Source organism: Chryseobacterium sp. II3a, from assembly GCF_057815135.1.
Map to the genome: position 1 here is coordinate 292,299 of NZ_JBYPZJ010000005.1, position 13,428 is coordinate 305,726.

Sequence of the window (13,428 nt, forward strand, 5' to 3'; positions counted from 1 at the left end):
GTGTATTCAAAAACTATTTTGTACATTTGCAACCTGTTATTCAACCTCTGACGATCAACGTGTAAGTTGCTTAGCTTTAACATTTTATTTTATTAATAATGGATTTATTAAAGTACGTACAAGACAAGTACATTGCGAAAAAAGAATTCCCTGAATTCAAAGCAGGTGATACAATTACTGTGTATTACGAAATTAAAGAAGGACAAAAGACTAGAACTCAGTTCTTCAAAGGGACAGTTATCCAATTAAGAGGTACTGGTTCTACAAAAACTTTCACCATCAGAAAAATGTCTGGTGATGTAGGTGTAGAAAGAGTATTCCCTATCAACATGCCTGCACTTCAAAAAATCGAGGTTGACAGAAGAGGTAGAGTTAGAAGAGCTAGAATCTACTACTTCAGAGATCTTAGAGGTAAAAAAGCGAGAATTAAAGACGCTGCTTACAAGAAGAAATAATTCAGACAACAATAAATGCAAAAGGAAGCTGTTTACGAGTAAACAGCTTCTTTTTTTATGGGTGATTCTTATTTATACTTTTGTCTTGAAACAAAAGTATGCAAAAGTTCAAGACTGGAATTATCCACTAAAAATTTAAATGTACTCCTAAAATTTCCAAACTCGCATGGATCATTCGGTGCTGCTTCGATTCAAAATAATAGCCATGCTCAGACAGTGGAAATTTTTTAACGGATTACATTGAAATTTTCTTAACGCTCCTAATTCCTAGGTCAGTCACAAATTTCAGTTTCTATCTATCCATCCAAATCTGTGAAAATCTGTACTGTCTGTGGGAAATAATAAAAGTAATACATAATGAACAATAAGTAATAAGATGTACAGATTTCCTATATTCCTAGAAATTCAGTGCATGCTATTCTTTGTAGGGTGTTCCTTTACCAGTTTCAAGGAAGAGTTTTAAACTGCCTAAGAACTTTACCCAACCATTGGAACATATATCATAGCATTCAATATCCGGATTTAGTCCGAGATGAGTAACTTTTATTTGAGAACTTTCTCCAGTTTGCTGAATTTCCCAAATAATGGTTGTACCAATCCATTCTGTCTGGTTCTTTAATTCCGGAAGAGCAATTAATGAATCTTCTACATACCAGATTATTTTTGCTGCAGGGACTGCTTCTTTCACCCGCATTGTTTTGTGAATGTTTTCTCCGAATCTTATTGTGAATCCCTCTCCAGTTTGAGCGGAAGATCCTTCAAACATTTCAGTCCACCAAAGCGGAACCTGATTAGTAAGAGCGTTGTATATTTTATCTGCAGTGGCTTTTACTTCTATTGTGTTGGTGTAATTATCCATGGTATTTGCTTTAGTTTGGTTATACAATTTTACGGAAATTAAATACCAACAAGCTTTGCATAGGACAAGAAATAAAATGTGTTTGACCACCCCGTCAAAAATTTTTGAATTTTTGCCCCCCCTGGCGGAGGGGAATGTACAGCCCTTCAACTGAGCTATTGGGAGTAGATGATAAGTTTACTCATTCTTTATAAGGTATTGCAACGGTGTAGAGCCGGTATGTTTTTTAAAGAATTCAATAAAAGCACTGTCTGAGGAAAAATCTAAAATATGGGATACCTCTCCTATTGAGTTCCCTTCTACCAAAAGTTCAATGGATCGCTGAAGACGCCATTGCTGCCTCCATTCCTGATAAGAAAGATGGGTTTCTTTTTTAAAAATACGAGTGATCGTTTTTTCAACAGCGCCGATTTCTTCTGCCAGGTCCTTTAACATAGGAGGTGTAGATATTCTTGTTGTCCAATCTTCCACTATTCTCCTAAAACGTCTGTCCTCTGGCATTTTAAGTTCCAGCTTTTCTTCAGGAGCTTTTCCAATTTCATCCCAAAAAACTTTTAAAATATTCTCTTGAGCAGTATTTGGAGCAGTCCATTCCCAGAAACAGATTCTTTCAATAATTTGCTTTAATAAAGAGTTTACATGTAAAACCTTAAGGCTGGAATTCATATGCTTTTCAGCATGCTCACTATCAAAATAAATAGATCTGTAGGCTACAATATTCCGAAAATTGACCCGATGAATTTCATGAGCCGGAATCCACAACATTCTGAATGGCGGCAATACAAACTGTTTGTCAGAAGTCGTTACTGTCATACACCCTGAAGGCGCGTAAAGCAGCTGGGCTTTGGTTTTATGCCTATGAAATCCGGAATCATGCATGACCATATCGGAAGCGATTCCAATCACTTTTTCTTGAAGAGCATCTGCATTAAACTCTTCTTCCTGTTTCAATATAGCCATGTCCTATTTTTGATGTTTCTTGTTTTTATATCATTATAAATATACACGGAATTTTTCAAAACTTTGCAGAAAAAATGAAAAAGACAAATCCTCTTTGGCTATTGACGCTTCTGGTAATGCTGCCTCAGTTTGTAGAAACCATTTACAGTCCTGTTTTGCCAATGGTTCAGGAAACATTTGGAGTGAATGAAGAATATGCAACTTTAACAATAAGTGTGTATTTTATTGCTTTTGCTGTAGGAGTGGCATTCTGGGGTGTACAGTGTGACAGAATCGGGAGAAAAAAGTCATTGGAGTATGGATTAATTACTTATGGAATTGGGACTTTTGCTGCTATTTTCGCTCCTACTTTAATGGTTTTACTTGCTGCAAGAATTATTTCCGCTTTTGGAATTGCTGTAGGTTCTATTGTTACACAGACGATTCTGCGTGATACTTATGACAAGGACCATATCAGCAAAGTGTTTTCCTGGATCGGGATTGGCTTGTCCGTAAGTCCTATCATAGGAATGACTACGGGTTCTGTTTTGGCTTCTTCAGCAGGTCATCAGGGAGTTTTTATCACTTTATATCTGACAGCTGTGGTATTTTATATTCTTTCCAGAAGAAATGTTTCTGAAACTCACCATTCTGGAAAAGAGATCAATTTTAAAATCTTGTCCAGTTTATTGATGCGAATGTTGAGAGACCGTGATATTATCAGATGCTGTTTATTGGTGATGAGTTTTAATGTTCTGCTATTTTCTTATTATTCACTGGCTCCTTTTATTTTCAAAGAGCAGCAGTATTCATCTTATATTTTTGGATATAGTAGTATTATATTGGCTGCAGGAACTTTTGCAGGAGCAAAACTAAACAGATTTCTGCTTTTAAGGAATATTGCTTCTAAGGTTTTAGTAACAACAAGTGTGATCGGTTCATTTGCTGCTTCTATTTTTGTATGGATCTTAACAGGTTATGGAATATATTTTCTTATTCCTTACTTCTTTATTGTAATGGCTTTCAGTATGGCTATTCCAAATATCCTGAGCACAGCTTTAATCCATTATAAAAATGAAACCGGAAGTGCGGGAGCCTTGCTGGGGCTTATTTATTATGTACTGATAGGAAGTGGTTTGGTAAGTATAGGGTTTATTCAGAATCTGGGAATTTCATGTGTTGTTTTTTCAGGAATTGGAGTAATTACTTTACTGGTATTCAAATCAAAAGACAAGACCGTTTAAGTTATAAACGGTTTTTTCTTTTTTAATGTTCCAATGTAATATATTAGAACAAACAATCCAATTACTAATGGGATCATGTAAAGACACAGGAATATAAATGGACCGAACCAAAGATTCCAAAGCCCACCAAGAATGGCTTTGGAAGGGTTTTTTTTATCAAAATACACGGTTACATCATTGGACCATTCTTTGCTGTTACTGCTATAATCAGCATGAAGAATATACGAATGATTGGAAGAATCATAATAAGTGATAATCGGAGAATACATTTTGGTATAATTAATCTCGTCACCATCCTTCGACCAGCTTTCTTTATATCCTGTAATCCTTGCTTCCGTTTTGACTCCATCAGATACTAAATTGATATGTCTGTACAATTTGCTCCCATTGTAATAGACTCCTACAACCCCCATTGCCAGGAATAAAAGTATAAATATAGTAGCGAGAATAACAATGAAACGATTATCTCTTTTTTTTTCTATTCGGTATTGATTTACTGCATCATTTCTTTTCATACTCTTTTTTTAAGTCTTTAAATTTTTCTTTGTAAAAGTTTTTATCATTTGCTTTGGTGGTTTAAATACAATACATCACTCTCTCATCATCCCATGCTTTCTAAGGATATCAGCTAATGGAATTCTTTGCCTGCTGTACATCACCTTCATTTTCGAAAAGATATTTGTTCCATGATCCGTCCTCCAGAATAAACTATCTTTCAGATTGATAGATTCAGTTTCCGGCAAGCCTTTCTTTATCAACGCAAGCAAAGGTTCAATCTCATGATCATAATATGTTTTCTTGATCTGACAGGGATTATTGTTATTATTAATGATTGCACAGATCAGTTTATTCCACCAGCCTTTCTTTTGCTCATATTGTACAGGCTGTAAAAAGAACATATACAGGGAATATTTTCTGGAAGGAAACTGACTAGAAATCACAATATCATCAATTGAGTTCAGGGCTATTTTTTCTTTAAGAAAAAGGTTTTCAAGAACTAAATAATTATCCTCCAAAGAGTATTTATAAAACATACATTAGCTATTAGATTCTCATTATAAATTAAAGGTTTTTTTCATAAACTTTTTTATCACAACAAATATCGGTTGTCCGAAATAACAACCTACGGAGAATATTAAAACGGAAATCCCCAATATTAAAAAAGGCCAGAGGAAAAGATTCAGAAAACTGCCTCTTGTGGCTTTTAAAGGTTTTTCAGGGTTATAATATATTGTTACCTCATCATTATTTTCTTGACTACTGCTACTATAATCTGAACGATATTCTCTTATGATACCTTTATTGTCCTCATATTGTATGAGCGGTGTATACATTTTTGTAGAGCCTCCTTTGCTATTAGTGGAATAACTTCCCTCATAACCTACAATCTTACCTTGTGTTTTATTTCCAAAGACCACTAAACTGAGATTTTCCCCTAATTTCTGGACACTATAAAAAATTCCTCCTGTACTTAATGTAAGAAGGATAAAGATAAAAGAGATGTAAAATGTGTTAATAAAAAAACCGGAACTTTTATTTTCGCTCATATTAAAAAGTAAATTATTATTTTTCACCGATTATTAGTTTGATATTATATTTAATCAGTTATAATCCCAACACCAGTGAATCATCGATCATCTTGTCAATTGCTTATATTTTGAAAAGTCAACTAGCCTCTCCCTTTGTGCATTCATCATTTTCAAAGAAATTCCCTGATTTCCACTTTTGGAATAAAACAACTGACAGGCAATCGAAGTGCAGTTCTATCAACATTATGATGAATAAACAGGAACATCGTTGGATAATCTTAACTCCGACATCATTAATTCATTTCGAAAAAACGTGTATTGACTATTTAATAAAATCATATAAAGCCTCAAAAAATTTAGGATAGACTTCAATATGTGGCAGATGTCCTACATTATCTAGTTCTACCAGTTTAGATCCGGTGATTTCACTTTGGGTTTTCTTTCCTAATTCCTGATACTGCCCCATTTTAGGCTGAAGATCTTTTGGAGCTCTGTCCTTTCCTATTGCAGTTCTGTCTCTGGTTCCTATGATCAATAAAGTAGGCGTTTTTATATTTTTAAATTCATAGCAAACAGGCTGGTTATAAATCATATCAGATGTTAGTGCGGCATTCCATGCTACTTGCGGATAATCTTTATGGAGAGTCCATCCGGCAATAAGGTCTAGCCATGGCTGGTATTCCGCCTTCCATTTGTTGTCATAATAGAATTTCAGCTGATAATTTTTGTAAGTTTCTGCTGTATTTTTAAGCTCTGACTGATAAGCCTGATCTATATTCTGATACCCTGCAAACGTTTTATAATCTTCAAGTCCGATAGGGTTTTCAAGGATTAATTTTTGAACTTTTTCAGGATAAAGCAAAGTAAACCTTGCCGCAACCATACCTCCCATTGAATGTCCCAGGACAATAATTTTATCTATACCCAATTCATCAAGAACAGCTTTTGTATTTTCAGCCAGCTGCGAAAAGGAAAACTGATAACTGTGTGGTTTTGATGATTTTCCAAATCCGATCTGGTCCGGAATAATCACTCTGAATCCTTTGGCAGAAAGATCTTTGGCCGTCTTTTCCCAATAGGCTCCGTTAAAGTTTTTCCCATGAAGGAGCAGAATAGTTTTTCCATTGGCTTTTTGAGGCTTTACGTCCATATAAGCCATCTTGAGATTGTTATCCTGTGATTTTAAATCCTTGAAATGTACTTCGTAAGGATATTGATAATCCGACAGCATGGCATCTAATGGTTTGATTTGTGAAAATAATTCTCCAGACACGGTCACCAATAGTATCGCGGCTGCTATATTTCTGAAATATCTCATGGTACTTTTACTTTAAGCTTTTAAAATTAAAAAAACCGCTCCAAAAGGAACGGTTTTCAACTGTTATTTTTAGTTAAATATTATTTTTTAAGATACTTCTGCCATCGAAACTTCTTTTTCTTTTTTGGAAGGAAGATTCATTAAAACAATAGCAAAAAGAATTAATGCAATTCCCACCCACTGTATTAAGAATACCTGTTCACCTAATAAAACGAAGGCCATGGTTACAGAAACCGGAAGTTCCAGGGAAGAAACAATACTTCCCAGCCCTAATCCTGCATTGGGAAAACCAACATTGAACAGAATTGGAGGAATAATCGTTCCAAATAAAGCCAGAACAAAACCATATGTTAAAAATATCGAATAATTAAAAGAGTGGATATGCTCTGTATTTTCTGTAAAATTCAAATAAAAAGCTTTTAATCCATCAAAATACATAGGTCCGATCTGTGCAAAAAACAGGAATGCAAAAACCACAATGGAACCTCCTGCCAACATAATAATACTTTTTCTGAAAACAGGTAAATGGGTAGCCAATGTATTAGAAGTAAACATCGTTAATGTATATGAAGCGGCTGCCATTAGTCCCCAGAATACTCCATGCCAGTCCAGTTCGATCTCCATATTGATAAGATTGGTCGCTAAAACTGTTCCCAGCAATACAATAATTACAGCCACAATTTTCCTTGCATTCGGAAGCTTTTTAGTAATAATACTTTCTACCACTACACTAAACCACACCGACTGCATCAGTAATACAATAGCAATGGAAACATTGATATACTGAACTGCTATATAATAAAACAAACTTGTTCCCCCCAATGAAGTTCCGGCAAGCATCAGCATTCTGACCTCTTTGGAGCTGGGCATTGATAATTTCTTTTTCGAGGTTAAGGTTTGGATCAAATTCAGGATCAAAAGTCCTGTCAAACCTAATACAAATTGGGAGGTCGTCACTTCAGACGTTGTAAAACCATCATGATAAGCCATTTTCACAAAAGTGGCTAACATTCCGTATATACTAGCACCAATCCCTACAAATAAAACACCTTTTAGTATATTTTTCTTCTTCATAATTTTTTTAACAGCCTGCAAAGGTACAATATATAAATTAAATTATTTTGAAGTATTGATATGATAGATAAATGAGATCGCCGCAAGCTTTGCTTGCGGCGATCTCTCCAATTGATTATATAGTCAGTTATTTTTTAACAATCACTTTTGAATTAGCTTCAAAACCAAGTCCTTTCACTTTTACGATATAAGTACCGTTTATCAGACGACTTGTAGAAATTGCTTTTTTATTTTCAGGTGAAATTTTATCTTCCGAAGAAACCAATTTTCCAGACATATCATATAGTTCTACACTTACTTTACCAAGAGTTTTGCTTGGGAAATCAATATAAAACTCATCTCTAGCAGGGTTTGGATAAATGGAGATTTTATTGTCTTTTAATGAAGTAACTTCATCAGTACCTAGTGAAGCACAGTCTTCTGGTATATTAAAGTTCTCTACCTGATCCGTAATAACACTCTTAACTCCTGCTGAAGCTCCTACACCAAGTCCTCTTTTTGCAAAGACCTTCCAGATCAGACATTTATCCTGTCCATTTGTAGTTGCTACATCGGCTGCCAATATTGCATTTCTTCCATCAATAAAGCTAGGATTACATCCTTGAAGCTTTAGAGCATCGGTTACTAGTTGCAATACTTTTGAACTTCCATTCGGTGTAGTTGACATTACATCTGAAGAATATCCATATTTTTCTACATAATTCCAGTGAAGATCCCATAACATCGTTGCCCAAACGAAACCAATAGAATGAGAATCGGTAGCCAAAACACCGTTTGCATTGGTATACTGCATTTGGTTTGTAGCTCCGTAAGTAAAAGGATTCACTGTAAAATCAGGAGAATACTTTGCTGGTCGAATACCACCACCTGTTATTTGTTCTCCACCTGCATAAGTTCCCATACCTCTTGCTACAGAAGCATTATCTCCAGGTCTGCTGGTAAGCATCAAAGCAAAGAAATCAGACCATCCTTCACCCATTTGTTCTTTACTTGCAGAAGTAGATAAACATCCATATCCTGTCCCTGTTAATCTATTTGATATTCCATGTCCATATTCGTGAGTTACAATTCCGTTATCAAAACTTCCGTCCGGAGTAACACTTGTAACAGGATCATTTTTAAGCGTAATATTTACTGTTGTATTACCTGCAAGCTGAGTTTTGATATATTCTCCTTCCGAATTTTCAATGGAAACCGTAGGAATTGTGATAGAAGGATCTGTACCGCCCATTCCTGATGGGAAATTTGTAGCTGCTGCATTATTATAGATCACTACAGCTATAGCTCCTGCATCCTGAGCATTTTTTGTTTTAACAGCAAATCCGCAGTTCGCTCCGCCTCCTCTTTCAATAAGTCCTATTTTACCAGTAAGTGATCCGGCTGGTAATGCTGTACAGCCATTTACGTTTGATGCAAGCTGTACATTTCCCGTTATTCCGGTACCCGTTAATGCAGGACCAAATTCAGCAGTCCCGGTAATCGGGGTACGAGCCACTGCAGCTCCTGGCGTATTATAAAAAAACAGCTGATTTACCGCAGACCATAAATACATCTGCATATATGGTTTACTACCATCTGCAGGAGTACCAAAGTTTGCATTATTAAGCCCGCCTCCATCTTGTCCTTCTGCCTCTACATAATCATTACCTGCTCCTCCATTTCCAAAATTATTCTGTTGAAAATTTTTAGCTGATTCTGTAAATCCAAACTTATAAAATACATCATGAATTTTATTATTCAAATAAAACAAGTTGGTAATAGAAGCATTCTGATTAGCGGCTGGGGTTCCGTTGATACTGAATGGAAAATTAAAATTCCTAGCAGCTCCGCCATCCGGTGAAAGGCCAGGCTGATCCATATCAGCTGTATCTTCATAAGCATATACATTATTCCCTCTTGTAATGGTATAATGATTCTCTCCATCAGAATGCCATCCTTCCGGTGAGGCTGGTAAATACCATGGGTTAGAAATAGTTTGTCTTGAGCCAAATGTTGGAGCCTCTACAGGTAAAGGGAAAACATTATAACTGGCATTATCCGGTACCAGGAAAGGGGTAAAATAAGTATTAGCTTTAGACGGCCCCATCAGATCATTCTGAACAAAGTCCATGTCTGTATGGCTATGAGAATAAGCTCCCGGATGAAAACTACAAGATACATTCAGGTCTGTTTTATTTAGAATTTCACCTGTATTGGCATCAATCAGATAATTCCAATAACTTGGTGATTTTGGTTCTCTTAATAGATATTCATAAGCAAGTTTCAAACTTCCTTTATGATCTACATATACAAGTCTTTGTTTTGCAACCTTTTTGCTATCAGTAGATTCTCCGGAAAAATCACGAATAAAGAAGTCTTTAACATCATTTTTCTTCAGATCATCAGCAATGGTATGCAACGCTGCAGTTTTGCTGACAACAGCATTTCCTTATGAAGATATAGTATAATCTTTTACAAAATTATCCGTATAATAAGCTACTTTATTATCTTTAATAAGCGCAGTTCCTACAGAATTATATATTGGCAAGCCTTTATAAGTCTGTAAAAATTTCACAACATTACCATTTAAAGATTTTGAAGGATCCACATTATCTACAATAAAATTATTGAGATCAGATTTCTTATATTCTCTTAATTTATTTTGAGAAATATAATCTTTAATAAGTTTTTCATTATCTTATCCGAATGCAATAGTGGGAAATACAGAAAACACCGCAAACAAAATAGGTAGAGTTTTATTTTTCATATCCATTATTAAAGACGCGAATATACAAATATTTCACAAATAAAATAACAAAAAACAAAATAAAACATAAAAGTATTTCAATATATTTTTTTTAAAAAAATCATTAGATTAATATTATCTATTTCTCAATAAATTATATTCAGCATCATCCAAAAATTTTCCAACATTAAATTTGATATAAAAAAAACCGCTCTTTCGAGCAGTTTTAATCTTAGTTATTTCTTAATCATCTTTTCTGAATAGATTTCATTTTTATCCGTTGTTACATTAACAATATATACCCCTTCTTTTCGGGAACTCAAATCTACCACTATTTCTTTCTCTCCACGTAATATTTTATTGTAAACAGTATTCCCAACCAGATCTCTGATTTCCAATATTCCTGATTTAACCTCTTTGTTCAGAATTACTTTAAACAGTCCGTTGGAAGGATTTGGGGTTAATTTCATATTTTTTACTTCCTGTGAAGATTTTGCAGCAAAGAATGGCTGACAATCCATATCAATATCATGGTCAAAAAATGGATAATTGTTCCAGCTATAAGCTACTTTAACATCATTACCATCCAGATAATTCATCGTTATCCTAAATTTATGCAATCCCGTTGCTCCCGCATTCACTATCGTATCAAAATCTGAAAGCTGGAATTGAGAACTGAAAGTATTACCACTTCCAAGGGTTGGATTAAATGTAACAGGATATGCATCTCCTGTCTGCAAATTGACCAGTTCCAATTTAAAGTCTATCAAAGTAGCATAAGTAGGAAGTTGATAATGACCAGTAATATTAGAAGGAGTATATATACAGTCATGAGGTTCATACAGGAAATCTACAAATCCCGAATGATCATAATAATCACATATTTCCATCGCCATATCTTTCCAATAATTCATTTCACCTGAGATAATTTCAAAACTATTAGGTCTGTTATAATATGTTCTTGGGACCATGCTATTATTAGGATCTGCCAAAACAGGTTCTATCTGGCCTGAATAGTTTCCATTTCCATGACTAGCTATAGCTGCTGCAGCTTGTATAGCTGAGGGACTTGTATTAACGTGAATCATGGTAAATCTAGCATATCTTTGATATTTAAACTTCATCATATTAGAAAATGCCTCATAAGAACCATAGGTCGAATTATTAATATTTACAAGATACGAATCATCAATACCTCCCGTCCCTCTTTCTGCATTAGTAAATACTATCACTCTTAAAGGCTGCAAAAGCTTTAATGTTGTTTGATTACTTATAATATCTGTATTTGGGTTTCCATCTAAAGCATCCCCCACTATTCCCAATGACCCATGCAAATGATCTGCGAAATCAAGCCGTCTTTCAAAATTCTGAGCAGTAAACTGATCACTGGTAAAATCAGACTCAATATAAATTATCGGTTTATTCATACTGCTAGTCTCCCCATACTTCCCTGTTCCATATTGTACAACAGCTACTCTGTGTGATGGATTACAGGCCAAAAGCTGCTCCATTAACTTTACTGCACCTCGTTTCATCCTACCATATTCTTTCTCTGTAACTGAACTTCCATTATCCAGCATTACAATATAGTCGATCCCCTGTTGTGCTCTAAATTCACTCCATGACATGATGAATGCCATGAGTAATAATAAACATGTTTTTTTCATAGTTAAAAGTTTTAACTTTAGCTCTGTTAAAATAATATTGATATAAAAACGAGGCTGTCTCAAAAGGTAAACTAATGCTCTGAGAATCTTCTAAATGACAAAAGTTGTCAGACAGGAGTCCAAGAGAGGGGTTACTTTTGAGACAGCCTCTTATCTATTTTTTGATAATTTTTTCTGAATAGAATTCGTTTTTACCTGTTGATATATTGACAATATACACTCCTTCTTTTCGGGAGCTCAGATCCACTTCTATTTCTTTTTCTCCACGAAGCACTTTATTATATACTGTATTTCCAATAAGGTCTCTGATTTCCAATGTTCCTGATTTCATTTCTTTATTCATTATTACTTTAAATAATCCGTTAGTAGGATTTGGCGTCAGTTTGAAGAGTTTTTCTTCTGCCAATGATTGAGTATTCCTTAGTGCTGGACATTTTGTAGTAAAATCATAATCAAAAAATGGATAATTATTCCAGCTGAATGCACGGAAATTCTGGCCATTATACTGATAAAACATAGTTAATTTGAATTTAAAATCTCCTGTTGCCCCTGCATTAGTCAAATCACTTAAATCCGAAGGCTGAAAATTATAATTAAAGAAGTTATTAGGCCACCACACCGGATTAAATCCTACCTGATATACTGCTCCATTCGTTAAGCTTATCAGCTCTGCTTTTATCCCCTGCAAAGTTGCTCCTTGCGGAAGATTATAATATCCACCAATATTTACCAGATTCTGACAACTTTTTTCGTACCAAAAATTAAAAGTCCCCTGATCATTAGAATTACAAATACCTGCAGCCATATTTTGCCAATAATCCATATCCGGCTGACCAATAAAAAAACCATTCGGCCTATTGTAATATGATCTACTTGGAGCATTTACATCTGGATCAACAAAATTATATTCTACATTCCCTGAGTATGAAGTACCCGAACTGGCAATACATGCAGCAGCCTCTTTTGCCAAAGTATTTGTATTAGTATGAAGTATGGTAAATTCTGCACCTCTTCCAATTTTAAAATTCATTACATTATGAAAAGTCTCATTAAGATTTGGGGCAGGATAAGTATAATTTACAAGATAAGACCCATTAAGTCCACCTGTATTTCGTTCCGCATCAGTAAATACAATAACCTTCAGCGGCTGAAAGCTATTTAATGTTGTCTGAGGACTTATAATACCTGCATTGGAATTACCATCCAAAGCATTACCCACCATTCCTAAAGACTCATTAAAAAGATCTCCGTAATCCAGACGTCTTGTCAGGTTTTCTATAGTAAGTGCATAGTGATCATTCGTAAAATCATTTTCAATATAGATTAAAGGTTCGTATACACTAGGATTGCTCCCATACTTACCTACCCCATACTGCACTACCGCTATTCTATTTCTGTTATTACATGCCAGCAGCTGTTCCATCAGTTTAATGGCTCCACGCTTCATATAAGCATATTCCTGCTCAGTAGTAGAAGCTCCGTTATCCAACATGATAATATAATCATGGGGTTGCTGTGCTTTAAAAGAAGTCCATGACATCAGAAAGGTCATGAAGAAAAATAAAAATGTTTTTTTCATGGTTAAATATTTTAAATTTAGTGTGATGAAAATAACACT

Annotated in this window: 12 protein-coding genes and 1 pseudogene; 2 read left to right on the top strand and 11 right to left on the bottom strand. The window is 34.9% G+C overall.

What is annotated here, in order from left to right; all coding sequences use genetic code 11:
- The first annotated feature begins 98 nt into the window (after positions 1–98).
- Positions 99–455: a 50S ribosomal protein L19 gene (gene rplS, locus AC3HD6_RS14490; protein WP_002980648.1), complete on the top strand. Its 357-nt coding sequence runs from the start codon at positions 99–101 to the stop codon at positions 453–455.
- Between the two features lie 415 nt (positions 456–870).
- Here the strand turns inward: rplS and AC3HD6_RS14495 are convergent, their stop codons facing one another.
- Both AC3HD6_RS14495 and AC3HD6_RS14500 read right to left on the bottom strand, forming a co-directional pair.
- Positions 871–1,314 (bottom strand): SRPBCC family protein, encoded by a 444-nt coding sequence (locus tag AC3HD6_RS14495; protein WP_488896985.1) that lies wholly within the window; start codon positions 1,312–1,314, stop codon positions 871–873.
- Between the two features lie 177 nt (positions 1,315–1,491).
- Entirely contained in the window at positions 1,492–2,274 is a 783-nt protein-coding gene (locus tag AC3HD6_RS14500; RefSeq protein ID WP_488896986.1) for an AraC family transcriptional regulator, read from the bottom strand.
- 74 nt (positions 2,275–2,348) lie between these two features.
- Between AC3HD6_RS14500 and AC3HD6_RS14505 the strand changes: the two genes are divergently transcribed.
- Positions 2,349–3,497, top strand: coding sequence for an MFS transporter (locus AC3HD6_RS14505; protein WP_488896987.1), 1,149 nt, complete (start codon positions 2,349–2,351; stop codon positions 3,495–3,497).
- Here the strand turns inward: AC3HD6_RS14505 and AC3HD6_RS14510 are convergent.
- From AC3HD6_RS14510 to AC3HD6_RS14550, 9 genes and pseudogenes are all read right to left on the bottom strand, one after another.
- Positions 3,494–4,012, bottom strand: coding sequence for a DUF3592 domain-containing protein (locus AC3HD6_RS14510; protein WP_488896988.1), 519 nt, complete (start codon positions 4,010–4,012; stop codon positions 3,494–3,496). The genes AC3HD6_RS14505 and AC3HD6_RS14510 overlap by 4 nt on opposite strands.
- A 75-nt stretch (positions 4,013–4,087) precedes the next feature.
- On the bottom strand, positions 4,088–4,531 hold the full coding sequence (locus AC3HD6_RS14515) for a hypothetical protein (RefSeq protein ID WP_488896989.1): 444 nt from the start codon (positions 4,529–4,531) through the stop codon (positions 4,088–4,090).
- A 21-nt stretch (positions 4,532–4,552) separates the two neighbouring features.
- On the bottom strand, positions 4,553–5,044 hold the full coding sequence (locus AC3HD6_RS14520) for a DUF3592 domain-containing protein (RefSeq protein WP_488896990.1): 492 nt from the start codon (positions 5,042–5,044) through the stop codon (positions 4,553–4,555).
- 304 nt (positions 5,045–5,348) lie between these two features.
- Positions 5,349–6,344, bottom strand: coding sequence for an alpha/beta fold hydrolase (locus AC3HD6_RS14525; RefSeq protein ID WP_488896991.1), 996 nt, complete (start codon positions 6,342–6,344; stop codon positions 5,349–5,351).
- Between the two features lie 87 nt (positions 6,345–6,431).
- Entirely contained in the window at positions 6,432–7,418 is a 987-nt protein-coding gene (locus AC3HD6_RS14530) for an EamA family transporter (RefSeq protein ID WP_488896992.1), read from the bottom strand.
- 127 nt (positions 7,419–7,545) lie between these two features.
- Positions 7,546–9,825 (bottom strand): annotated as a pseudogene (locus tag AC3HD6_RS14535) (T9SS-dependent M36 family metallopeptidase); the annotation flags it as partial.
- Between the two features lie 21 nt (positions 9,826–9,846).
- Positions 9,847–10,005: a hypothetical protein gene (locus AC3HD6_RS14540; protein ID WP_488896993.1), complete on the bottom strand. Its 159-nt coding sequence runs from the start codon at positions 10,003–10,005 to the stop codon at positions 9,847–9,849.
- 374 nt (positions 10,006–10,379) lie between these two features.
- Positions 10,380–11,810, bottom strand: a complete 1,431-nt coding sequence (locus AC3HD6_RS14545) for a T9SS type A sorting domain-containing protein (RefSeq protein ID WP_488896994.1) — start codon at positions 11,808–11,810, stop codon at positions 10,380–10,382.
- Between the two features lie 154 nt (positions 11,811–11,964).
- The gene (locus AC3HD6_RS14550) at positions 11,965–13,389 is read right to left on the bottom strand and encodes a T9SS type A sorting domain-containing protein (RefSeq protein WP_488896995.1); all 1,425 of its coding nucleotides are present in this window, start codon (positions 13,387–13,389) and stop codon (positions 11,965–11,967) included.
- Positions 13,390–13,428 lie beyond the last annotated feature (39 nt).